Source organism: Fibrobacter sp. UWCM, from assembly GCF_900129735.1.
Lineage (GTDB): Bacteria > Fibrobacterota > Fibrobacteria > Fibrobacterales > Fibrobacteraceae > Fibrobacter.
Genome location: NZ_FQWR01000001.1, coordinates 85589 through 109683 on the forward strand (window position 1 = coordinate 85589; position 24095 = coordinate 109683).

The window sequence follows — 24095 nt, forward strand, 5'->3', positions numbered from 1 at the left end:
TCTTACTTGAGCGCCGCGACTTTCACCTTCGCGTCAGCCATAGCACGCACCACGAGAGAGGCGCCGTTCGCGCAGTCGCCCACCGCATAGATGTGTCGGGCCGGATCCGGGATAATCGCTGTTCGCGGGGTAAGTTGCAGGCCCAGGTCATTCACGATTCCCTCGGCAGGCACTCCGGTGAATCCCATCGCGAGCACCACCAGGTCGGTACCGATGACCTCGGTAGAATTCGGGACTTCAGCAGGCTTGAGGGGGCGACCCTGCGGGGACATTTCCCATTCTACGCGAACCGCTTCTACGCCTGCCACGCGACCGTCCTTCACGATGAACTGCTTGGAAGAAACATTCCAGCGACGCTCGCCGCCTTCGTGCTGGGCGTAGCTGGTGCGCAGCATGTACGGCCAGTCGGGCCACGGCGTAGACGGGGAACGTTCCTCGGGCGGTTTGGGCATGAATTCCACCTGAAGCACGCTTTCGCAGCCTTCACGGATGGCCTTGCCCACGCAGTCGTTACCCGTATCGCCACCGCCAATCACCAACACCTTGTGGCCCTTGGCACTGAACTTTTCGGGATTGGTTTCACCCGGCATTTCGGCGCCGTGCAAAAAATCGAGAGCGAGGAAAATACCTTCGGCTTCGCGGCCCGGAATTTTCAAATCGCGTGCATTCGGCGTTCCAATCGCAAGGAATACTTCGTCAAAATTCTTGTGAATATATTCTGCGGCGATGTCCTTACTGATTTCGGTATTGTAGACAAACTTGATTCCGGCGGCTTCCAGCAGGGCGATGCGGCGGTCGATAATGGACTTGTCCAGTTTCCAGTTCGGGATGCCATAGCGCAGCAGGCCACCCGCCTTCGCATGCTTCTCGAAAACCGTGACGGCATAGCCCTTGCGGCGCAACGCCTCAGCAGCAAACAGGCCCGAAGGACCGGAGCCGATGACGGCGGCAGACTTTCCGTTGGGTTCAGCAGTCGGGAGCACCACGCGACCTTCCTCGAAGGCAGTCTCGACGATGAACTTCTCGATCTGGCGCACCATCACCGGATCGTTATGTACGTTGCCGGTACAAGCGGATTCGCAAAGCGCGGGACAAACGCGGCCCGTAAACTCCGGGAAGAACGCCGTCTTGCTGATGATATCGTAGGCCCGTTCCGCATTCCCCACGGCAACAGCCGCATTGAATTCGGGGACGAGATTACCGAGCGGGCAACCCGCACCATGGCAGAACGGAATTCCACAGGTGTGGCAGCGTTCCGCCTGGCCGATGATTTCTATCGAGGTGAGCTTACGCTCGACTTCGTTGTTGTCCTTGACACGCTCTTCGACAGGGCGGTAAATATCTGCGATTCGGTTAGCTTGCTGCATTATGCCCTCCCCTTCTTCGCCAATGCGTTCCTGTAATCCACCGGGAAAATCTTCACGAATTTCGGGCGTTCGCTGTTCCAGTTTTCCAGAATGCGCTTGCCCTTCTCGCTGCCCGTCGCTTCAACGTGCTGCTTGATGATGTCGAGCAGTTCGCTTTCGCTCTCGGTACCCGGAAGCACGCTTTCCAGGTCAGCGGAATCCACGTTGCAGCTCAGGTCAAAGTGGCCCGTTTCGTCGTACACGTAGGCAAAGCCACCCGTCATACCTGCGGCGAAGTTCACGCCCACGCGACCAAGCACAACCACGCGACCGCCTGTCATGTATTCGCAACCATGGTCGCCCACGCCTTCGCTGACCAATAGCATGCCCGAGTTGCGGATGCCGAAGCGTTCACCGGCGAGACCGTTGATAAAAATCTTGCCCGAAGTTCCACCGTAACCGATGACGTTACCCGCAATCACGTTGTCTTCGGCCTTGAAACTTGCATTGCTCGGCGGGCGCACGATAATCTTACCGCCCGAAAGACCCTTGCCCATAAAGTCGTTGGCTTCACCCTGCAAATCGAGAGTGATACCCGGAGCGAGGAATGCACCGAAGCTCTGGCCCGCGACACCCTGCAGGTGAATCTTGATGGTATCTTCGGGGAGGCCCTTCACACCGAAGTGTTCATCCACCTCGCCGGAAAGTTCCGTACCCACCGTACGGTCAACGTTGTGCACCACCGTGCAAAGTTCCACCGAAGCGCCACTCTTGAGAGTGTCGGCTACGAACGGCAGGAGTTCACGGCGGTCGAAGTTTTCAAGCGGTTCCTTCACAAAGTTCTTGTCGAAGGACTTGACGCCACTACCCACAGTTTCGAAAATCTTGCTGAAGTCGAGGTTGTGCGCCTTGTAGAAGGCAATAGCTTCGTCCCGTTCCAGCAAGTCGCTACGGCCGCAGGCTTCCGCCAACGAGCGCAGGCCAAGGCTAGCAAGAATCTCGCGGATTTCGTCGGCAATGAAGAAGAGGAAGTTTTCCACGTATTCGGGCTTACCCGCAAAACGCTTGCGGTAATCCGCATCCTGCGTAGCGATACCCATGGGGCACTGGTTCGTATGGCACTTGCGGTCCATCACGCAACCGAGACTTACCAGCAGGTTTGTTGCAAATCCGAATTCTTCAGCACCGAGGAGGGCGGCAACAACAACGTCGCGGCCCGTCTTGAGCTGGCCATCGACCTGGAGCTTGATGCGTCCGCGCAAATCGTTCAGCACGAGAGTCTGTTCCGCTTCGGCAATACCGAGTTCCCACGGAAGACCAGCATGCTTGATGGAGGTAAGCGGAGATGCGCCCGTACCACCATCGTGACCAGAAATCAGCACCACGTCAGCGTGAGCCTTCGCGACACCCGCGGCAATCGTACCCACGCCCACTTCAGACACGAGCTTCACAGAGACACGGGCCTTCGGGTTGGCATTGCGCAGGTCGTAAATCAACTGCGCCAAGTCTTCGATGGAGTAAATGTCGTGATGCGGCGGCGGAGAAATCAGCGACACGTTCGGGATGCTGTGACGGATACGCGCCACGAACTCGTTCACCTTGTGAGCCGGCAACTGGCCACCTTCACCGGGCTTTGCGCCCTGGGCCATCTTGATTTGCAAATCCTTCGCATGGCGCAGGTAGTCAATGGTCACGCCAAAGCGGCCCGAGGCAACCTGGCGAATCGCAGAACTGCGGACATCGCCGTTAGCCGCCGGAGTATCGCGGTCGGGGTCCTCGCCACCTTCACCGCAGTTGCTCATGGCACCGATGCGGTTCATCGCGATGGCAATCGTCTCGTGGGCATCCGGGCTCAAGGAGCCAAGGCTCATGGCACCCGCCACAAAATGCTTCACGATAGATTCGCGAGATTCGACTTCGCTAATGTCAATCGGGGTCGCCTTCTTGAACTTGAAGAGACCGCGCAAAGTCGCCTGACGTTCGGACTGGTCGTTAATCAGCTTGCTGTAGACCTTGAACTTCTCGTAATCGCCACCCTGCACCGCCTGGCGGAACGCGGCAAGAGACTGCGGAGTCCACAGGTGCTTCTCGCCTTCCTTGCGGAATGCATACTGGCCGCCCGACTGCAAAACCTTACTTGCATCGGCAAAGGCAATCTTCTGACGCTCGCCCACTTCGCGGGCAATTTCTTCGAGGCCGATACCTTCGATACGGCTTGCGGTACCCGGCAAGAACTTCTCGATGAGTTCGTGGTTCAGGCCCACGGCTTCGAAAATCTGAGCGCTGCGATAGCTGCGGAGGGTAGAAATACCCATCTTGCTCATAATCTTGAGCAGGCCCTTATCGACAGCCTTTACATAATTTGCAGCAGCCGTCACCGGGTCCACATCCAGGTCGCCGTTGTGGCACATGTTGGTAATGCTTTCAAACGCAAGATACGGGTTGATGACCGTGGCACCGTAACCGAGGAGCAGGGCAAAGTGCATCACTTCGCGGACTTCGCCGCTCTGCACGATCAAGCCGATTTCGGGGCGAACGCCCGCTTCCACCAGGGCACGGTTCACGCAAGCCGTCGCCAGGAGCGAAGGCATAGGCACGTAACCCCAGTCAATGTTCTTGTCCGAAAGTACGATGATGTCGTAGTTGTCCTGCACAGCGCGCACGGCATCGCCGGCCAAATTCTGCAAGGCAGCCTCCAGCACGGAGCCGTCACCGCCCAACGGGAACTGCATCTTGAGCACCTTCGCCTTGAACGCCTTGTCGCCGATGTTTTCAAAGCGGCGAATTTCGTCTTCCGTCACAATCGGGCGCGGAATCTTGATAAGATGCGCCTGTTCCGGAGTCTCTTCCAGAATGTTGCCATGGTTCCCGATGTATGTCGTAAGGCTCATCACCAGCTCTTCGCGAATCGGGTCAATAGGCGGGTTCGTCACCTGCGCAAACAGCTGCTTGAAGTAGTTGAACAGCGGCTGCGGCTTGTCCGAAAGCACGGCCAGCGCGGCATCGTTACCCATGGAGCCAATCGGCTCTGCGCCATTCTTTGCCATGGGCTGCAAAATGATGGAGAGGTCTTCGGCAGAATAGCCGAAGCGCTTCTGCTGCACCAGAATGTCGTCGGGCACGTCGGACGGGTTGATTTCGCTGAAGAGCCCACGGACGCTCATCTTGTTCTCGGCAACCCAGCGACGGTAAGGCTTGGCACGGGCCACCTGCGCCTTCATCTCCGCATTCTTCAGAATACGGTGATTTTCCAAATCCAGATAAATGATTTCGCCGGGCTTGAGGCGTCCCTTTTCTTCCACCTCGTCGTCACGCAAATCCAGCACGCCCGTCTCGGACGCCATCACAAAAAGACCGTCTTTACACAGAGTGTAACGTGCCGGACGAAGGCCGTTGCGGTCAAGAATCGCACCCGCATTCACGCCATCGCTGAACGCCACGGCAGCAGGGCCATCCCACGGCTCCATGAGCATGGATTCATATTCGAAGAACCCACGCACATCGCGGCCGAGGTAATGTTTTTTGCCCCAGGCCTGAGGCATGAGCATCATCATCGCATGCGGAAGGCTACGACCCGCAGCGACGAGAAGCTCAAACATGTTGTCAAGGCTGGCCGAGTCACTCTGCCCCGCCGGAACGAGCGGCAAGAGCTTCTGCAGGTCATCGCCGATAATTTCGCTCTTCAGATGCGGTTCGCGGGCACGCAGACTGTTCAGGTTTCCGCGCAGGGTGTTGATTTCGCCGTTGTGAGCGAGGTAGCGGAACGGGTGTGCCAGCGGCCATGTGGGGAACGTGTTCGTGGAGTAGCGCTGGTGAACAAGCGCAATCGGGCTCTCGAAATCGAGATCGTTCAGGTCCTTGTAGAAGCCCTCAATCTGGCTGGCCAGAAGCAGGCCCTTGTACACGATGCTACGGCGGCTGCAGCTACAAACATACAAGCCCTTGCATGCCTTTTCCATCAGGCGGCGGGCAACATACAACTTAATATCGAACGCGCTGTCGGATTCGAAAGCGGAACCGTCGAAGAACACCTGGCGGATATGCGGCAAAGTCTCGCGGGCAGTGCGGCCAATCTTTTCGGGATTCACCGGCACCTCGCGGAAGTTCAGCACCGGCATGCTCTCGGCAGCGGCAATCTCCTTGATCTTCGCGTCAAAGGCATCCGCCGCAAGCGTATTCTCCACAAAGAACATCGCCACACCATATCGTGCAGGCAATTCCGGGTTCACCTTGCGGAAAAACTTGTGGGGCATAGAAAGCAAAAGACCCGCACCGTCGCCGGTTTCCGGGTCTCCTCCTGCTGCACCGCGGTGCATGAGCCTCTTCAAAACAGTAATGCCCTGCAGCACAATCTGGTGCGAGGCAACATTATTAATATTGGCGACCAGGCCGACACCGCAGGCGTCGTGTTCGTTCGTCGGGTCGTAAAGAGCTTGAGCGTTCATACTCGTCCTTTTCTAAATTTGCGAATCATTCTCAAATTCGCACATTAATCCTTTTTTTGCGAAAGGACTTTGCAAAAACCGTGCCAAATCTCGGTACAACCCGCCAATTATTGAAAAAGCGGAAAGAATATGTAAAACAATAGCAGAATCACAATATTAGTCCAAATCTTTAATTTCAAATTTTGTAAAATAACTAGCAGGGATTACAATATTTGTAATCCCAAAAAGACTCTCTCAACCCCTAAAAGGGTATTATTAAGAATCACCACCCACATCCCTTTTTTATATTTTAATCATGCGAAATTTCAGGAGGATTTTTTACAACGTTATTCCTCTTCGAGGCTTGACCGCTGCGGTTATCCAATACGAACGCAAGCGTTCGTGCTGTCTAACCTTGCACGTCATTCTCTCGCTCGCGATGCTTACAACACCGCTTTTCGCACACGACTATTGGCTAGAACCTGAAGAGGTTGGATGCTACGATCTCGCGGGCCTACTTGGCGGAGGAGGAGGCGGAATTGCCACTAAAATACGCTGCCCTCTTTTGCTCGAAGAAGGCCCAAAAGACATTTTCCCCTGTTACGAGCCAGACACCAACGGAGGCTGCCGTATCGCACGGTACGCAAGCAGAACAAGACTCCCGATGGTCGGCTCACCCGAAGTTTTCAATCAAGACATTGAATGTTTCCGCTACAAGAACGAATCCTATATCGTCATTCCTACATCAATCCCAGAACAGGTTCAAGATTCGATTTTTCATTTTCCCGTTCAAGCCAAATGCTATAGCGACAGCCTGAACTGCGGCAATGTCAAAAGTGACACATTACCCCACGAAGGGCTTCCAAAGCCGTATTCTCATAAATATTTTTACTCCTGCAAGAATGCGGTCGCAACAACAGAAGGCTGCCCGATTGCAGAAAAGGGACTTTCCCTTGTCTTTGACGAGACGGGCAAGCTCAAGCACTGGAAACGGGACGGTCTATTGCTCTATCTCGAAATGAAGGCTGAAAACAACGTTACAAAATTCATGAACCGCGTAGAGCAAGAAGGCAAGCGTTATCAAAGCTATAAGCTTATATCGCCATGGCATTTTTACGATAACGACGCAACAAACATTATCGAAAAGTCCATCCACAAGGCGAGTGGGATGCAGTTCTTCTCAGGAATAAAAAAGTCTGAACGGAAGGACCTGCATTTCAACACGATGCAAGAGGCCATCAAGACTTGCAAAGAATGGATCCCCCTTAAAACGAATCAGAACGGAGGTGGAAAATGAATTCTTTTTCTGCACTCCGCATCATCGCTATTGCTGTATTTTTTGCTGGAGTCTGCTTAACGGCTTTCGCCCAAGACCGCTCCGCATCAGCAAAAGACAGCGTCGCCGCCTACTGCGTCACGTTCGAAAACGACAGCACCTACACGGCTCGGCTTTTCCGCAAAGAAATTTTGCCCGCCAAAAAGAAACCTTTTAAAAGCGACGATTACTTCCTCAATCTTCCACGAAACCTAATAAGCAGTTATTCTCCAAAAAACGTATTCCATCTGACAAATGCCCCAAAAAATCTTCCGCATTACTACGGACAGCTCTTCCGTGCAAGCGAAAGCAAATCGGAATGTCTCTCCGACATCACACGCAAAGAACGGGAATACAACGTATTACTTGTTGGCCCATGCGTAAAATCCATGCCCGTAGCCCATTACTGCCTTATAGAAGGGAAACATCCCGCACTTTACCGCACCGAACTTTTCGAGAACGTTCCGGAAATCAGCCTGTTCGATGGAACAGGAACGGATCTAAACAGCTTGACTTGCAGCGGCACGGCGCAAAAAGAAACATCAACCGAATGGGATTTTGCAGAAATTGGAAAATTTAGGCTGGGCCCCTATACGGAAGAAGACACCTGCCACGGGAAAAGTTCCTGGGAACGGAAATCGTCCGCTCTAATCCCCGAATACATCAACTTGTCCATAGACACCAATTTCAAGGCCACCTCAAAACAGCTAAAAGGTTTCTACGGCAAAAGCATTTCTGCCGTTTGGAACATCTCCATGGAATGCGGATTCGATAAAGTAAAGCAAGCCTTTGAATACGAGATTATACTGACAGGAAAATGTCCGAGATTCATAAAACCACCGAAGACCAAGTTAAAATCCGATGATTTCTGGGCTTTGAACATGGTTCAAGTTCACGGAGAATACGAGACTAAAAACTGCGCTATAAAGGGAGGCCTCGAATGAGAAAATTCGCCCTACTCCTTTGCTGTTTTTTGGTCATCCAAGCATTCGCCAAAACACCCGTCCAATTCTGCGTCTCGTTCGAAGACGAAGAACACTACAGGTTGCTACTTCTCGATGAAATCCCGACGGATTTTACGCCTTCAAAAAAAATTGAAAGTGCACCCGATTCCATATTTTGCGACACGCCCTTTTGGGCATACACCTTCTGGCCCAGTTTCGAAGGCGATAAACGGAGCAATTTCCGGCGCAGTGATTACGACCGCGGAGAACTCGACAATCTAGACAAGCAATGCGACGAGAAACGCCTTTCAGCAAGCACACCAAAAGCAGTACCTTCTCTCGAATGGAATACCGGCACCATTGACGGCAGCATATACCACAAGAAAAACGCACGCAAGTTTATCCAAAAATTTTACAAAAAAACATTCACGGGATACTGGATGGCTGACCTCGCCTGCATCTGTCCCCATTTTGAAATAGCCCACCACGCATCCACAATCAAGGCCAAAATCGTTGGGGAATGCAAACCGGATTTCAAAAAGGATTTGAGAGTCACTCCCAAAGAAATTCCTAAAGACACCGCCGTTCCTGAAAGATTCCGCAAACCTGAGTCTATCGCTAACCCGGACTGGATTCCGTGTTACACCAAAGACTACGTCAACGGCGGCTGTAGAATCGAAAACTACGCCAGCATGAAACCGCTGCCAGTTCACGGAAAAACTTCTGGAATCGACGAAAGCTTGGAATGCCACCACGTTGACGGGAAATCCTACATTAATTTCGGCACCGATTTACCCGCCGAAACATATTATAGACAGTTTCCCGACAAAACGTTCGCAAAATGCTATACAGATAGCACCAACTGCAATTACAGCGATACCACCGCACCGCAACTCACAACACCATTCTATTTATGCAAAAAATTCAACCTGAAAGAAGGCGGCTGCGAGCCTATGGAGCACGGCATTGATTTTATCATCGGGGAAAGTCTGCAATTCGAAGGCTGGAACCGCAAAGGCATGCACTACTTCTTTAGGCAGAAAAATGAAGGAATCGACGAATTTATCAGCCAGCTATTCTATTTCGACCCGCCTAGCCAAGAATATCGCGAAATTTTGCCCGAAGGGATTTCTAATAAAGACATCGGCAGAATGGGCGACGAAGCGGCCCGCAAAACGCCCGGTATGTTCTTCTACGACGGCCTCACGAAAGTCGGCTACGAAAAATTTGAAAAACCGATGTTCAAGAATCTCAAAGAAGCCATGCAGCACTGCAAGGAACACAAGTTCTAAAGATTTCAGCGCTCAAAAAGACAAAATCTTCCCAAGCAATCTGTTTACATAATTTGTAAATCACTTGACATCTTTTCAAAAAACGTAATCTTTACACTAAAGAAACGCACATACCAGAGCACATCTTTTTTTTCGTTTTTCGAGCAAATTTTGCGATTTTATAAGAAAAAAGTTTTTTGGCATACTTTTTGCACTCATGGCACCGAAAACAAAACTAACACTAGGAGATTGCCATGAGCAACGAATACAGGCTGAAGGCCATCAAGGAAATCGCGAGCGAAGCCGCGGGCACAAACATGCCCGCCGCACCCGCAAGCATCGACTTTTACGGCGAGGACGTCTTTAACGCGGAGGCCATGCGCGCCTACCTGCCCAAGGACATTTGTAAGAAGCTGTTCGCCACCATCGACGAGGGCGCACCGCTTGACGCGAGCATCGCGAACGAAGTCGCACACGCCATGAAGAAGTGGGCAATCGACCGGGGCGCCACCCACTTTACGCACTGGTTCCAGCCCCTCACCGGCTCCACCGCCGAAAAGCACGACTCCTTCCTGGAACCCGAAAACGGCAAGGCCATCATGGCCTTCAGCGGCAAGAACCTGATCGTCGGCGAACCGGACGCGTCCAGTTTCCCGAGCGGCGGTCTGCGTTCCACATTCGAAGCCCGCGGCTACACTGCCTGGGACCCGACCAGCCCCGCATTCATCAAGCGTCACGGCAACGGTGCCACGCTCTGCATCCCGACTGCTTTCTGTAGCTACACTGGCGAAGCCTTGGACAAGAAGACTCCGTTGCTCCGTTCCATTCAGGCCCTGCAGAAGTCCGCCGACCGCCTCATGGGCCTCTTCGGCGTTGCTCCGCAGAAGGTCACCGTCACTCTCGGTGCCGAACAGGAATACTTCCTCATCGACAAGCGTTTCTACCTGCAGCGCCCCGACCTGTACCAGGCCGGTCGCACTCTGTTTGGTGCAGCCCCTGCCAAGCACCAGCAGATGGAAGACCACTACTTCGGTAGCATTCCGGCCCGCATCCTCAACTTTATGAACGATGTGGAAAAGGAACTCTGGAAGCTCGGCATTCCGGCCAAGACCCGCCACAACGAAGTCGCTCCGGCACAGTTCGAACTTGCCCCGATGTTCGAGGAAGTGAACCTCGCCTGCGACCACAACATGCAGATTATGGAAGTGCTCCGCCAGGTCGCCGACCGTCATGGCCTCGTGTGCCTGCTGCACGAAAAGCCGTTTGCCGGCATCAACGGTTCCGGCAAGCATAACAACTGGTCCGTGAACTACGGCAAGACGAACCTGTTGAACCCGGGCAAGGACCCGCACCAGAACGCCATCTTCCTCACTACGCTCTGCGCCGTGATTTACGCCGTGGATACTCACGCCGACCTGCTCCGCATGGCTGTTTCGGGCGCAGGCAACGACCACCGTCTCGGTGCCAACGAAGCGCCTCCGGCAATCATCTCCATGTACCTCGGCGACCAGCTTGCCGACGTCATCGACCAGCTCGAAAAGGGTGACCCGAAGTCCAGCAAGCAGGCTGGCGTCATGAAGCTCGGTTCCGACACGCTGCCGCCTCTCCCGCGCGACGCCACCGACCGTAACCGTACTTCGCCGTTCGCCTTCACCGGCAACAAGTTCGAATTCCGCGCTCCGGGCTCCAGCCAGAGCTGCTCCGAACCGAACGTCATCTTGAACACGGTTGTTGCCGAAGCTTTCGACATCATCGCCGACAAGCTCGAAAAGGTTTCGGCCGACAAGTTCCACGAAGAATTGCAGTCCTTGCTGCAGAAGATCGTGAAGGAACACAAGCGCGTTATCTTCAACGGCAACGGCTACACCGACGAATGGGTGGAAGAAGCAGCCAAGCGCGGCCTCCCCAACACCCGCACCACCATGGAAGCGCTCCAGGCCCTCAACAAGGCCGAAAACGTCGCCCTCTTCGAAAAGTACGGCGTGTTCAACAAGCGCGAACTGGAATCCCGCTACGAAGTGAACCTGGAAGAATACCATAAGAAGATCCACATCGAAGGCAAGATTTCCGACGACATCGCGAAGAACGTTATCTTGCCGCAGGTGCTTTGCGCCTACAGTGCGGCCCTCAAGGCCAACGCCATGGCCAAGGAACAGGGCTTTGCCGCGGTGGATTCTTACGCCCAGGAACTCGGTGAAGGCTACAAGGCTCTCGCCTCTGCAATTGAGCGCATGGAAAAGGCTCTCGGCGAAAAGCACGAGAACATCCTCGAAGCGATGGCGGATCTCCGCGTGCAGGTGGACAAGCTCGAAAAGGTTATCCCCGACGAGAAGTGGCCCCTGCCGAAGTACAGAGAGATGCTTTTCATATACTAGACCTTCATAAGCAAACTCCTCCTTATTGCTCAATAGAAACAAGGCCGTGCGTCCACAAGGCACACGGTCTTTCCTTTTACAATAAACTTCTAGAGAACAGCGTTAGTCGAACACTTTTTTCTTTCGCTGGTCGCGACCAATCAGCACGAGGCTCACGACCACGCAGGCAAGCAGTGCCACCGAGGTGAAAATCCATGCAGTAGAATGTCCGCAGGTCACCTGGAAGAATAGCACCGAGAGACTCCAGCCAATAACCGTCTGGAATACCATCATGAGCGTTCCGTAAAAACGTCCGAGTTCGCGGAAGGCGGTTCCCATGGCGGCAAGGCACGGCACATAGAGCAAGATGAACAGCAGGTAGGCCAGCACTTGGAAACGCCCGAGGTTGAAATGCGCCTGCATCGTCTTGTACGCACCTTCATTTCCAGCACCTTCGCTTTCTTCGATAGCGTCTTTGACGCCCAGCGGGTTCGCAATCGAGGTAAACACTTCTACCAGGTTCGCCGGGACACTCACGAGAGCCTCTTTCACCGTCGATTTCAGGCTAAAGCCTTCATCCGCGATTTCTTCAGGAACAGCGTCGGCATCCCCGGCAGCCGCAGAATTTTCGGCTGCGCCGTCCGTGCCCTCGATGGCATACAGCGAATTGAGCGTCCCGACAATCGCTTCCTTCGCAAAAAGCCCCGTAAAAAGCGCCACCGAAGCGGGCCAGTTATCGCGTTCAACGCCGAAGGGCTCGAACACGGGCGTAATCACCGTACCCACGGCACTCAGCACCGACTTTTCGTTATTGTCGTTACCGAAACTTCCATCTGTGCCGACAGAGCCCATAAAGCCGAGCACCGTCACCATAATGAGCACGACCTTGCCCGCACGGAAAACGAATTCCTTGAGGCGGAGCCATGCGTGGCGGAAAAGGTTGCGCACCTTGGGCAAATGGTAAGGCGGCAGCTCCATGATGAACGTCGATTCCTTGCCCATGAAAACCGTATGGCGCAAGAGCAGGCCATAAATCAACGCAATCACGATGCCCGTCAAGTAAATTCCGAACACGAGCGTCCCTGCGCTTTCGCCGAAGAATGCCGCGCCAAACAGCGCATACACCGGGAGGCGCGCACCACAACTCATGAACGGCACCAAGAACAAAGTAAGGAACCTTTCGCGCTTGTTTTCGAGCGTACGCGTGCCCATGAGCGCCGGCACCGAGCAGCCGAAGCCCACAATCATCGGCACGAATGCCTTGCCCGGAAGCCCGAGGAACCGCATAAAGCGATCCGCCACGAACGCCGCACGCGACATGTAGCCAGAATCCTCGAGGAACGAAAGGCAAAGGAACATGAAGAAGATGACCGGAATGAACGTCGACACCGTCTGGACGCCAGTTCCGATACCGTTCGCCAAGAGCGCCACGACAACGCCCGGCGCGCCAATCTTCGTCAAAAGTTCCGTCATGCCTTCCACGAAAATGCCACCGAACAAAATGTCGAAGAAATCAATAAACGCGCTGCCGACTTTCACCGCAAACCAGAACACCAGATACATGGCAATAAGGAAAAGCGGAATTCCCAAAATGCGATTCAGGAAAAGTTTATCGAGTTTGTCGGTTCGCGTGCTCGTATTGGTATTGTCGCGGATGACCGCCTTCGCGATGTCGCGGGCATAGGAGTAACGGGAATCAGCCAGCGCAAATTCCACCTCTTCGCCCAAGTCTTCTTCAATCTTGTCGTGCGGGATTTCGACACCGAGCTCGTCGGCAAGTTCCAGCACTCGCCCGCTATGTTCCAGGTACTGCACCGCCGTCCAGCGCGGGCTTGCGCCAAGCTTGTCGGCTACGGGCTTGAGCGGCACCGCAATTTCTTCAATCAGCTTTTCCAGGACTTCGGAATGCTTGACCGCCTTCGGGAGCGGAAGCTCGCGGCTATTGTGCAGCAGTTTGTGCAAGTCGTTCACAAAACCTTCGCAGCTCTTGGGCGAAACCGCCGTGAGGCCAATCGCCGTCACGCCGAGAATTTCTTCGAGCTTGTGCAGGTCCACATGGATGCCGCGACTCGCCGCGATATCCATCATGTTCACCGCCAAGACCATCGGCACGCCCTTTTCCATCAGCTGGCTCGTGAGGAACAGGTTGCGTTCCAGGTTCGTCGCATCCAGGATGTTCACGACCAGGTCCGCCTCGCCCTTGAGCAAGTAATCGAGAGCGGCGCGTTCGTCTTCGGAGTTTGCAAACAGCGCGTAAATACCTGGCAAGTCCACCACGCGAATCGTGTGGTTGTCGAGCTTGAACTGGCCTTCCTTCTTTTCGACAGTCACGCCCGGCCAGTTGCCCACAATCTGGTTCGAGCCGGTGAGCGAGTTGAACAGCGCCGTCTTTCCGCAGTTCGGGTTACCCGCAATCGCAATCGTGAAAACCTCTTTTTCGATAGGCATCAGACTCTCCTCAACTTGAGCACGTTGGCTTCTTGTTTGCGGAGCGAAAGCCTGTACGAAAGCACGCTCACCTCGACCGGGTCGCCGAGCGGGGCCACCTGCAAAACCTGCAGCACCACGCCGCGCACAAGCCCCATTGACAAAAGTTTGGACTTGTACTGAGAATCACCCGTGTTGTATCCAATAATTTCGGCCTTGTCGCCTTTTTTAAGTTCCGAAAACTTCGGTTCGTTATTCATACACCAACGATTTACTTTTTCTTAGATTTAGCGGCGTTCGACTTTTTCGCCGTCATACCCGTATTGGGGGAGTTCACGAACTCCTCGATTTTCTCGAGAGTCTCCGCCGAAAGAATGTGCTCCATGCAGCAGGCGTCCTTGTCGGCAATCGCCTCGGAGATACCGAGCTTGATCAAAAAACGCTTCAGCAGAATGTGACGGTTCAGAATCTGGGACGCCACAAGCGCACCTTCCGAAGTGAGTTCGATGCCGCTGTAAGGCTCCTGCGTCACAAGGCCCAGCTTCTTGAGTTCGATTACCGCCTTGGCCACCGACGGCATCTTGACCTTGAGCGCCGCCGCAATGTCGCGGACACGTGCAATCCCGTTTGCAAGGCGCAGCATGTGCACCATTTCCAAGTAGTCTTCAAGGCTCTGGCTTAACTTTACTTGTTCCATAGGACGGCTCCGATTAGACAAAAACACACCTTATATATTAGTCAACGCTAAATTTAGAAAGCCTCGGCTAATTAGTAAAGGCTAATCTACGAAAAGAACGCCAAAAAGCCACCCCGCGGTTAAGCAGGGTGGCCTTATTGTATGGTGATTGGACTAAATCTTAGTCTTCCATCGGTACGATGTAGTAGGCGGTTCCGGTGGTCACGTCCATTTCCTTGGAGACCTTGCCGCTAGCGATGTCGTAACGGTAGATAGCGCCGCCCTTCTTGTCGGCATGGCCCAGGAGCACGCTCTTGCCGTCGGCATCCAGGTGAATAGACGGGGCAAACCACGGGATGGTCGGAGAAAGGTCCACTTTTTCGACAGTCTTCTTGTAAACATCGACAACCACAAACTGCCATTCGTAATTGTTGAAGTTGCTCGGGTCGGCAAAGCTGCCGAAGAATCCCATGAACTTGCCGTTACCCATGTAGGTGCCGCCCACCATCAGGTTGTTTTCGTTCGTTTTCTTGCCATCGTATTCAGCATCGTGCATACGGAAAACCCAGTCCTTGTCAAAGTCGGTTTCGCCCTTCTTGATGCGGATCCAGCCTTCCTTGTAACCTTCAACGTAGCAGTAAGAGGCATTGGAATAGAAGTAGATATCGCCCTTTTCATCGACAAAGGACATGGTGTTGTTCATGTCGTCCATGCCGCCAACAGCCGCGACCTTGTCGCTAAAAATGGCCTTTTCGACTTTGTCCGTTTTCACGTCGATAATCACCACGGAGGCGCGCGGGCCCGCGATGAAATTGTTGAAGTCGACAAACTGGCTCAAGGTCAGGAACATCTTGCCGTCACGAATTACGGCGGAGCCCGGAACTGACGTCAAAGCACCGCTTTCTTCATCAATGTACTCGGAAAGATCGATGGTTGCCGTGGTCTTGAGCGTCGTGGGGTCAAGGGCGGTAATGGCATCGCCCATGGACTGTTCCACGTACATTTTGTTTTCGTCAACGAACTTCATCATGATGGCGCGGGTGCCCTGGAACTTGGCCGTGGCAGAGGCCTTCTCGGGCATGTTGCCGTCTTTGTCCAATTCGTAGCGCGAAAGGGTGCTGTTCATGGCGTCGTCGGTAGCGAGCACGTAAACGGAGCCGTTGAAGTAAGCGACGCCACCTGCGTTCGGGGCTTCGATAAAGTCTTCGACAACCTTGGCCTGATTATCGGAAAGAGAGGCTGTTCCGACAAATTGAGAGGCGTCCATCATAAAGGAGAGCAGGTACTTGTCCCCCGAAGAAGAGCCGTTGTCGCCAGCGGAACTGGAGCTGGAGTCGTCACCGCAGGCCGCGAGCATCATTGTGGACGCGATTGCAGCAATCGTTATTTTGTTTTTAAAGAGGTTCATTTGGTTTCCTTTTTGTTATAGTGTAAACTTGACTTTGGTTGCAAAGGCGCGGCCGGGCTTGGATTCACCATACTTGTCATACACCCGGACATCCATGAAGTTGCGGACTTCGAAATTCCAGGAGAGCATGTTGGCGAGAATGGAGTATTCCACGCCTAAATCTTGGGTGAACGAGCTGGGAATGGTGCGGTCTTGCCTTTTGGAGACCTTCCAGGAGTAGTAATATTCATCGGTGTAGTTGGCAAGCCAGTAGAGCTTGAAAAAAACATCTCGGTAAATCAGGTCGCCCACATGGAATTCCGCACCAAAATTCATGTAGAGCGTGGGAATGTTCGGTACGGTCAGACCCTTGGCGATTCCGTAGGCCAAATCCGCTTCGCGACTTTCAACGCTTTGCTTAGTAAGGTTGTACGAAAGTGAAATGTATTCGTTCACATCAATGCTTGCATCGATTTCAAAGCCGGTCGCCTTGGTGCCGACACTGTTGTAATACGGGCGCGGGACCGAAGCGTAGTTATTCCAATAAATGCGGTCTTCCATGAGCAGGTAGAACCAGTTGAATTCCAAATGCAACTTGAGTAGCAGCGGAATCTGTCGCACATCCAGTTCTGCGCCTGCGGTAAAGTTGTCAGACTTTTCGGGCTTCAGGTTCGGGGAGCACTGCACATACATTCCGTCGCCAAAAATTTCTTCGCGGGTCGGAAACCGCAAACTATGCTGGTAGCCTCCCTTGACGGCAAACTGTTCGACTGCAGACAAATTGTCAATCAATTTGACGCGGAGATTTTCGCTGTAACCGAAATCCTTGTTTTCGGCATAGTCGTCTGTCAACTGCTGTATACGCTTTTCACCGTCGTCGTCTGCCTTGATGGAGTAGTAATATCCCTTGACACCCGCTACATTCTGAATACGTTCATTCCAGAAGTTGTTTTCGAGAGAAAGCCCCGTTACAACGGAATGGCTGTACCCGGGGAATCCGGCACTGTTAAGCGTCTGGCCTTTAGCGGCGCGCTTGTCTTCCGGATCTTGCGATTCGTAGCGGTAAAGGCCGCTCCAGGTGAGAATGTGGTTTTGCGTGAACGCGTAGTCAAAATTCTAGGGAGCTACAATCGTTTGGTTTTCGCGTTCAATGTGCGATGCCCCACCCATAGAAATTTCGCCAAAGGCGGTATTCGCTTCGCGAACAATCTCTTTGTCCCAGCCGTAGTAATAAGTATGGCTCGTATCAATGACAGCCTCTCTGCCGAAGGCGTAGCTGAATGAAAGCCCCATTGAAAGTCCCTTCACAAACAAATTTGCTTTTTCAAGGGAAAGGTTCACGCCGTACGATTGCGCATTGGCGTTCGCCTCTTCGATGCGGTGGGAATTCGACTGGATTTCTTTATCCATCGCGTTGTAAATCACGCCCAAAGTCGCCTTGTCAAAGAAGTATTTCTCGAAGGAGACAAAAGGCAACACGTTGTAACTGTAATAACGGTCGTGATCTCGCGTTACAACCGTGTCCATGTAGGGCGTGGTGAATTCGTAATCGTTGTCGGAGTAGTTGTAATAGGCCGAAATTCCGGTGGCGATAGCGCGGCTCTTGGCCGAATCAGTTACCCACACGTATTTTGCGTCGAGCGAGGCCTTATGCGTGTTGAAACTCCCGAAGCTGTAAGAACCCGTAATGGAACTCTTGGGCAAGTCATGCGTCACGATGTTGATAACACCGCCCATGCCGTCGGTCGCGAAGCGTTCGGGCACGTAACTTTTGTAGACTTCGATACGGTCAATCTTATCGATGGGAATGTCGTTGACCGAGAAATTCCCGTTGCCGTTATCGACAGGAACGCCATCGACAAGCACCTTCACGTTCTTGCCTTCCATGCCGCGGATGTTGATTTTGCTTTCGCTGCCCATGCCGCCCGACTGGCGAATTTTTACGCCCGAAGAGCGGTTCGTGGCGTCGGCGATGGTGGCGCTGGAGCCCTGAAGTTCCGTAGCATCCATCACCTTGACCGATTCCGCCTTTGTCTTCTTGTCGACAGGAGCGGCTTCGTTGATTCCTTCACCATCAACGCCCATCTCGTCGAGAACTGTCACTCCAATTTGCGAATCATTCGCATTTTTATTTACAGGCGCATTCGCAGCATCATTTATCGATTGTTCAGATGTTTCCTCGGCAAAAATATCGTCAAAATTCGTAATTTCTTCGGCAGATTCGGCGTTTGCGTCGTTCAACGTTTCCTGCGCACGCGCTGCCACAGAGGCAATCGCAAGAATCACCAACACGAGAGTTGTCAATTTGTATGCAAAAAGGTGTTTCATCGCGTCCAAATTGAGAAACAAGCGCAAGAAAATTCTACTCCAAAAGGTTTGGCGAAAATCCGTTTGGAGTAGAACAGAAAACGTTTTTTTCCAAAATTTGATTCAGCCCTTTTGGGAGGAAACTCTATGAAAAAGAAATCTCTGCTCTCTTGGATTTTTCTGTTTGCCAAAAACAAGAAAAAATATTACATCGCAAGCATTTTCTTTGCGCTCTTGCGCGTCGCTTGCGGAATCGCTCCTTACATCATTATCGCAAACATCGTGCGCGAACTGCTTTCGGGCGTGCGCGACTGGGATGTTTACCTTAAAGAATGCCTGATTATTGCGGCATTCTGGTTCGGGAATGTCCTGTTCCACAGCATTTCGACGACGCTTTCGCACGTAGCGACGTTTAACGTTCTCGGCAACATCCGCAAGGACCTTTGCGACAAGCTTTCGCGCGTGCCGCTCGGTTCTGTTCTCGACATGCCCTCGGGCGCGCTCAAGAACATCCTGGTAGAACGCATCGACAGCATGGAAACGACGCTTGCGCACGTGGTTCCTGAATTCACCTCGAACCTGATTCTCCCTGTGCTCATGTTCGTCTACCTTTTCCATATCGATTGGCGCATGGGACCAGCCTCGCTTGGAACGCTCCCGATCGGTATGGTCGCCATGGCCGTCATGTTTGCCGGAGCACAAAAGTGGTTCGACAATTCTATCCAGAAAACGAAGGCGTTGAACGACACCGCGGTTGAATACATCAACGGCATCGAAGTCATCAAGGCGTTTGGCAAGTCAAAGTCTTCTTACGACAAGTTTGTAGTAGCCGCAAAAGAAGGGAGCGACTGTTTTGTCGAATGGATGCGCCGTTGCATTTGGCCGCATTCCCTTGCCATTACGGTCGCTCCTGCCACGCTATTGACGGTGTTGCCGTTTGGCGGTTACTTCTATTACAACGGCTCCATTACGGCCGTCGATTTTATCACCGTCATCATCATCTCGGTAAGTATCATGATGCCGCTCCTTACCATCATGAGTTACAGCGACGACATCAGCAAGGCGGGCGTCATTTTCGGCGAAGTCGGCTCGGTGCTCGAAATGAACGAACTGCAACGCCCCATTGTCGACTTGCACAAGCCGGACGACAATTCAATCACGTTGAAAAATGTCCGGTTCAGCTACCACAAGGGTATCGAAGGCGAAGAAAAGAAGGAAATTCTTCACGGCATCGATATGGCTCTCCCCGAAGGGAGTTTTACCGCTTTCGTGGGCCCGAGCGGTTCGGGTAAATCGACGATTGCTCGCCTTATCGCCTCGCTTTGGGACGTTGACAGCGGCGATATCGAAATCGGCGGCGTGAACATCAGGGATCTTTCGCTCGAAGAATACAACCGCCGCGTCGCCTACGTTTCGCAGGATAATTTCCTCTTTGATATGTCTGTTCGCGAAAACATTCGGCTCGGGCGGCCTTCGGCATCGGATGCCGAAGTCGAAGAGGTGGCGCGCCAAAGCGGCTGCTACAAATTTATCATGAGTCTTGAAAACGGCTTCGAAACGATTGTCGGAGGCTCGGGCGCCCACCTCTCCGGTGGCGAGCGCCAGCGCATCGCCATCGCCCGCGCGATGATGAAAAACGCCCCCATCGTCATTTTGGACGAGGCAACCGCCTACACCGACCCCGAAAACGAAGCCATCATCCAGAAATCCGTGGCAAAGCTCGTGCAAGGCAAGACTCTCATCGTCATCGCACACCGCCTTTCGACCGTCAAGGACGCCGACAAGCTCTACGTCATCAAGGACGGCAACATCGACAGCAGCGGCACGCACCAGGAACTGCTTGAAAAGGGCGGTCTCTACAAGTCCATGTGGCAAGCCCACATCAGTGCCAAGGATTCCGAGGAGGATGCATAAATGTTCGATACTCTCATCAAGTTTTTCAATTTCTGCAATGCCGAAAATCGCCACAAGTTCTACGGCTCTATCATCGTGGGAATCTTCAATTCCTTCTTCATGGCACTCCGCATCGGTGCCATGGCCGTCATGTTGCAGGGCGTCATTCGCCATGTACAAGGCGAAGCGCCGTTTACCATGGATACAGTCTGGCTTTCGCTTGGAATCATGGTGGCAAGCCTTATCGGCGCAACCGTCACCAAGCGCGTCATGAGCATGTGGCAAACCGAAGGCGGCTACCGCACTTGCGCCTCCAAGCGCATCGAAATCGCCGAACACCTGCGTTACCTGCCCATGGGCTACTTTAACAAGAACAGCCTCGGTTACATCACCTCCGTCACCACCAACACCATGGAACAGCTTGGCGATGTGGCAACACGCGTTGTCATGATGGTCACGCAGGGCATTCTCGACACCGTCCTCATCATCGTGATGATCGCCTTCTTCGATTGGCGAATTGCGATTGTCGCAACCATCGGCTTTGCGATTTTCCAGTTCATCAACACGCTCATGCGCATGAACGTCCGCGCCGTGTCGCACGAAAAAGTGGAATCCGACAGCAAGGTGGTCGAAAAGGTTCTCGAATACATCCAGGGAATCGCCGAAGTCAAGGCCTACAACATGACCGGCAAGCGCTCCAAGGAATTGAACGAAATCATTGACAGGAACACCAGCGCCAATATCGGCATGGAACTCAAGTGCGTCCCGCTTTCAAACTTGCAGACTTTTGTCGCCAAGCTCACGGGCGTTGCCATCATGATGTTCTCGATTCATTTCTACTTGAACGGCAGCATGGAACTTGCCAACTGCGCCGTCATGCTAGTGTGCTCCTTTATGCTCTTTGCGGCCCTGGAACTGGGCGGTAGCTACGCGGCACTCCTCCGTGCCGTCGACATTTCGGTCAACCGCGCAAACGATATCTTGAACAAACCCACCATGGACATCGATGGCGAAGATATTGCCCCCGCCAATCACGACATCAAGGCCGACACAATCGATTTCGCCTACGACAAACGCAAAATCATTGACAACGTGACGCTTTCCATTCCCGAAAAGACGACTACGGCCATCGTGGGCCCGAGCGGTTCGGGCAAGACGACGCTTTGCCATTTGCTTTCTCGCTTCTGGGACGTAAACGCAGGCTCGGTGACATTGGGCGGCCGCCGCGTGCAAGATTACAGCATGGATAGCCTCATGAAGAATTTCAGTTTCGTGTTCCAAAATGTGTATCTGTTCCGCGATACGATAGAAAACAACATCAAGTTCGGGAATCCGAGCGCCACGCACGAGCAAGTCGTAGAAGCCGCCAAGAAAGCCTGCTGCCACGACTTCATCGAAAAACTCCCCGACGGTTACAATACGGTCATCGGCGAAGGCGGCGCAAGCCTCAGCGGCGGTGAACGCCAGCGCATCTCGATTGCACGCGCCATCATGAAGGATTCTCCGGTCATCATTTTGGACGAAGCGACCGCGAACGTGGACCCGGAAAATGAACGCGACTTGATGCTTGCCATTCAGGAACTGACCCGCGAAAAGACGGTCATCATGATCGCGCACCGCTTAAAGACCGTGCGCCACGCCGACCAGATTGTCGTCTTGGACAAGGGCCGCATCGTGGAACAGGGCAAGCACGAAGAACTCGTGAAGAACGGCGGAATCTATGCCCGGTTCATCGATTCCCGCCGCGAAGCCGTCAGCTGGAAACTGTAATGAATATTGCCGCTCCCGGCGTGATGATGGGGGCCGACGGCGAGTTCCTTTCGCAGGCTATTCGTTTGGACGCGCTCCCATCATAAAATTCTGCATTTAAATCATGGACAAGAATGTCATTGCGATTGTTTACGCGATAGCGGCGGCCGCATTTTATGCACTGAATGTTCCCTGCTCCAAAATGCTGCTGGCCCACATTTCGCCTGTATTCATGGCGGGACTGCTCTATATTGGCGCAGGGCTCGGTATCGGCATTCTCTACCTGTTCCATATCAAGCACGAACCCCAATCGGAACGGCTCTGCAAAAAAGATTTCCCCTACACGCTGGGCATGGTCCTGCTCGACATCGCAGCGCCCATATTGCTCATGTTCGGCGTCAAGTACGGAACCTCGAGCAACGCATCGCTGCTCGGGAACTTCGAAATCGTCGCGACAACGCTGGTTGCGCTATTCATTTTTAGAGAAAAGGTGTCTAAGCGTTTGTGGATTGCCATTTTATTTATAACGTTATCCAGTTTCATTCTCTCGTTCGAAAATGCCGATGGATTCAATTTCTCGATCGGTTCCATCTTCGTTCTCGGTGCGACCATCTGCTGGGGGCTAGAAAACAACTGCACCCGCAAAATTTCGGACAAAAGCACATACCAGATTGTAACCATAAAAGGCCTCTGTTCTGGAATCGGTTCCATCGTTGTTTCGCTTACCACAGGCGAAATGAACTTCGCCACAAAATACATCCCGCTCGCCCTGCTGATCGGCTTTGTGGCTTACGGCCTGAGCATTTTCACCTACATCCGCGCGCAAAAATACCTGGGAGCCGCAAAGACCAGCGCCTTTTACGCATTCGCGCCCTTTATCGGCGTCCTGTTTTCTGTCGTGCTCCTGAACGAAAAAATCACGCTACAATACATTGTGGCGTTTCTGGTCATGATTGCCGGTACCATTTTTGTGGTCTGCGATACGCTTGTCCGCTCACATTCGCACATGCATCAACATATTTTCACGCACACGCATGGCGGCATAACCCATACACACGTTGTTACGCATTCCCATTTGCACAACCATGTCTTCTCCGATGCAAAGCACAGCCACAGCCACAACATCAAGGACCTAGAGAAAATCTCAACACACTGATGAGGAATTTAATCGCCGATTACCCCTGCGAGTTCACTTTGCGCAGTGGGGTTGTTTGCGTAGTTCCGCATGACGGATTTCATGTCGAGGAGAATGCAGTGGATTTTGTGTGCTTTTGTTTCAAAATGCTATTTTGACAAACAATATTTTTTAACAATATCGTTCCATTCCTTAAACAACATTCCAGGATAGGCTGATCCAAAAGCATTGGAACATTCCGACACAATTGTCAAATGACTTTTTTGTGCAACTAGCATTTCATCAACAAGAGCTTTTACCATTTCATCATCATTAACATTTCCTAACCTGCCTTCAATTTCAGAATTGGAAACATCTTCGTCACTTTCATCCTTATTTTTTTCAACTTCGAGTAAATTGGGGAAATGAATTTCAATCATTTCAAAGAATCGCGGAATATCGCACCTTTTGAAAAGTACATACACATCACCATTTGTCAAGCGAGCCTCAACGACATTTCCTGCAGTAACAGAATCTTGAATATTTTGTCGACAGAAAAACGATACATACGTTTTTTTATTCAGTCTTGACTTCGCTTTTATTGGATCCCAACAAACAAAAACATCGTTGCCAACATCATATCCTATAAACAGAAATCTTTCATCGGTTTCTATTTTTTCAAATTCTTCTCGCTGAGGAAGTTGAGCTCGCGTAGTATTCAAAGGATAGGGCGCTCCAGCATAGCTCACACATTTGAAATAAGCTACATATTTTAAACCATTAAACTCAAAACGAAGAACTTCTGATTTTTCTATAGACGAAAAACTTTCGTTCAATGCAGATATAAAAATGTCAATCAATTCTTTGCTTTTAGGATATTTAGTCATA

General features: G+C 52.5%; 16 protein-coding genes. 7 read left to right on the forward strand and 9 right to left on the reverse strand.

The genetic code is table 11. The features are described 5' to 3' along the window. Positions 1-2: 2 nt before the first annotated feature. On the reverse strand, positions 3-1367 hold the full coding sequence (locus BUB22_RS00315) for a glutamate synthase subunit beta (RefSeq protein WP_073113433.1): 1365 nt from the start codon (positions 1365-1367) through the stop codon (positions 3-5). Further along, positions 1367-5791, reverse strand: coding sequence for a glutamate synthase large subunit (gltB, locus tag BUB22_RS00320; RefSeq protein ID WP_073113434.1), 4425 nt, complete (start codon positions 5789-5791; stop codon positions 1367-1369). Before gltB ends, BUB22_RS00315 begins: the two co-directional genes overlap by 1 nt. Before the next feature lie 295 nt (positions 5792-6086). Here gltB and BUB22_RS00325 point away from each other — a divergent pair, with 295 nt between their 5' ends. The 4 genes from BUB22_RS00325 (at position 6087) to BUB22_RS00340 (ending at position 11675) form a co-directional block, all read left to right on the forward strand. Beyond that, positions 6087-7067, forward strand: a complete 981-nt coding sequence (locus tag BUB22_RS00325; protein WP_073113435.1) for a hypothetical protein — start codon at positions 6087-6089, stop codon at positions 7065-7067. After that, positions 7064-8029 carry a hypothetical protein gene (locus tag BUB22_RS00330; RefSeq protein WP_073113436.1) on the forward strand — a complete coding sequence of 322 codons (966 nt, stop codon included), beginning with the start codon at positions 7064-7066 and terminating at the stop codon, positions 8027-8029. Before BUB22_RS00325 ends, BUB22_RS00330 begins: the two co-directional genes overlap by 4 nt. Then, positions 8026-9321 (forward strand): hypothetical protein, encoded by a 1296-nt coding sequence (locus BUB22_RS00335; protein ID WP_073113437.1) that lies wholly within the window; start codon positions 8026-8028, stop codon positions 9319-9321. Before BUB22_RS00330 ends, BUB22_RS00335 begins: the two co-directional genes overlap by 4 nt. A 233-nt stretch (positions 9322-9554) precedes the next feature. After that, a complete protein-coding gene (locus tag BUB22_RS00340) occupies positions 9555-11675 on the forward strand; it encodes a glutamine synthetase III family protein (RefSeq protein WP_073113438.1) in 2121 nt (706 codons plus the stop codon). Positions 11676-11777: 102 nt separating this feature from the next. Here BUB22_RS00340 and feoB read toward each other — a convergent pair whose 3' ends face one another. The 6 genes from feoB to BUB22_RS00370 all read right to left on the reverse strand — a co-directional run bounded on the left by feoB (position 11778) and on the right by BUB22_RS00370 (position 18472). Beyond that, positions 11778-14102: a Fe(2+) transporter permease subunit FeoB gene (gene feoB, locus BUB22_RS00345; protein WP_073113439.1), complete on the reverse strand. Its 2325-nt coding sequence runs from the start codon at positions 14100-14102 to the stop codon at positions 11778-11780. Then, positions 14102-14341, reverse strand: a complete 240-nt coding sequence (locus BUB22_RS00350) for a FeoA family protein (RefSeq protein ID WP_072799394.1) — start codon at positions 14339-14341, stop codon at positions 14102-14104. The genes feoB and BUB22_RS00350 overlap by 1 nt, the downstream gene beginning before the upstream one ends. Positions 14342-14352: 11 nt before the next feature. Further along, positions 14353-14778, reverse strand: a complete 426-nt coding sequence (locus BUB22_RS00355; protein ID WP_073113440.1) for a metal-dependent transcriptional regulator — start codon at positions 14776-14778, stop codon at positions 14353-14355. A 160-nt stretch (positions 14779-14938) separates the two neighbouring features. Next, a complete protein-coding gene (locus BUB22_RS00360) occupies positions 14939-16165 on the reverse strand; it encodes a hypothetical protein (protein ID WP_073113441.1) in 1227 nt (408 codons plus the stop codon). Between the two features lie 15 nt (positions 16166-16180). After that, on the reverse strand, positions 16181-17230 hold the full coding sequence (locus BUB22_RS00365; RefSeq protein WP_083535288.1) for a TonB-dependent receptor domain-containing protein: 1050 nt from the start codon (positions 17228-17230) through the stop codon (positions 16181-16183). A 30-nt stretch (positions 17231-17260) separates the two neighbouring features. Further along, on the reverse strand, positions 17261-18472 hold the full coding sequence (locus BUB22_RS00370; RefSeq protein ID WP_139258639.1) for a TonB-dependent receptor: 1212 nt from the start codon (positions 18470-18472) through the stop codon (positions 17261-17263). A 126-nt stretch (positions 18473-18598) separates the two neighbouring features. Between BUB22_RS00370 and BUB22_RS00375 the strand changes: the two genes are divergently transcribed. The 3 genes from BUB22_RS00375 to BUB22_RS00385 all read left to right on the forward strand — a co-directional run bounded on the left by BUB22_RS00375 (position 18599) and on the right by BUB22_RS00385 (position 23249). Further along, positions 18599-20365, forward strand: a complete 1767-nt coding sequence (locus BUB22_RS00375) for an ABC transporter ATP-binding protein (RefSeq protein WP_073113444.1) — start codon at positions 18599-18601, stop codon at positions 20363-20365. Next, positions 20366-22114, forward strand: coding sequence for an ABC transporter ATP-binding protein (locus BUB22_RS00380; RefSeq protein ID WP_073113445.1), 1749 nt, complete (start codon positions 20366-20368; stop codon positions 22112-22114). A 103-nt stretch (positions 22115-22217) separates the two neighbouring features. Further along, positions 22218-23249 carry a DMT family transporter gene (locus BUB22_RS00385; protein WP_073113446.1) on the forward strand — a complete coding sequence of 344 codons (1032 nt, stop codon included), beginning with the start codon at positions 22218-22220 and terminating at the stop codon, positions 23247-23249. 128 nt (positions 23250-23377) lie between these two features. Here the strand turns inward: BUB22_RS00385 and BUB22_RS00390 are convergent, their stop codons facing one another. Further along, positions 23378-24094 carry a hypothetical protein gene (locus tag BUB22_RS00390; protein ID WP_073113447.1) on the reverse strand — a complete coding sequence of 239 codons (717 nt, stop codon included), beginning with the start codon at positions 24092-24094 and terminating at the stop codon, positions 23378-23380. Position 24095 lies beyond the last annotated feature (1 nt).

What these genes read in the sequence shown, in the direction of transcription:
- BUB22_RS00315 (WP_073113433.1), bottom strand. Translation starts at nt 1,367, where the DNA reads ATGCAGCAAGCTAACCGAATCGCAGATATTTACCGCCCTGTCGAAGAG.
- gltB (WP_073113434.1), bottom strand. Translation starts at nt 5,791, where the DNA reads ATGAACGCTCAAGCTCTTTACGACCCGACGAACGAACACGACGCCTGC.
- BUB22_RS00325 (WP_073113435.1), top strand. Translation starts at nt 6,087, where the DNA reads ATGCGAAATTTCAGGAGGATTTTTTACAACGTTATTCCTCTTCGAGGC.
- BUB22_RS00330 (WP_073113436.1), top strand. Translation starts at nt 7,064, where the DNA reads ATGAATTCTTTTTCTGCACTCCGCATCATCGCTATTGCTGTATTTTTT.
- BUB22_RS00335 (WP_073113437.1), top strand. Translation starts at nt 8,026, where the DNA reads ATGAGAAAATTCGCCCTACTCCTTTGCTGTTTTTTGGTCATCCAAGCA.
- BUB22_RS00340 (WP_073113438.1), top strand. Translation starts at nt 9,555, where the DNA reads ATGAGCAACGAATACAGGCTGAAGGCCATCAAGGAAATCGCGAGCGAA.
- feoB (WP_073113439.1), bottom strand. Translation starts at nt 14,102, where the DNA reads ATGCCTATCGAAAAAGAGGTTTTCACGATTGCGATTGCGGGTAACCCG.
- BUB22_RS00350 (WP_072799394.1), bottom strand. Translation starts at nt 14,341, where the DNA reads ATGAATAACGAACCGAAGTTTTCGGAACTTAAAAAAGGCGACAAGGCC.
- BUB22_RS00355 (WP_073113440.1), bottom strand. Translation starts at nt 14,778, where the DNA reads ATGGAACAAGTAAAGTTAAGCCAGAGCCTTGAAGACTACTTGGAAATG.
- BUB22_RS00360 (WP_073113441.1), bottom strand. Translation starts at nt 16,165, where the DNA reads ATGAACCTCTTTAAAAACAAAATAACGATTGCTGCAATCGCGTCCACA.
- BUB22_RS00370 (WP_139258639.1), bottom strand. Translation starts at nt 18,472, where the DNA reads ATGAAACACCTTTTTGCATACAAATTGACAACTCTCGTGTTGGTGATT.
- BUB22_RS00375 (WP_073113444.1), top strand. Translation starts at nt 18,599, where the DNA reads ATGAAAAAGAAATCTCTGCTCTCTTGGATTTTTCTGTTTGCCAAAAAC.
- BUB22_RS00380 (WP_073113445.1), top strand. Translation starts at nt 20,366, where the DNA reads ATGTTCGATACTCTCATCAAGTTTTTCAATTTCTGCAATGCCGAAAAT.
- BUB22_RS00385 (WP_073113446.1), top strand. Translation starts at nt 22,218, where the DNA reads ATGGACAAGAATGTCATTGCGATTGTTTACGCGATAGCGGCGGCCGCA.
- BUB22_RS00390 (WP_073113447.1), bottom strand. Translation starts at nt 24,094, where the DNA reads ATGACTAAATATCCTAAAAGCAAAGAATTGATTGACATTTTTATATCT.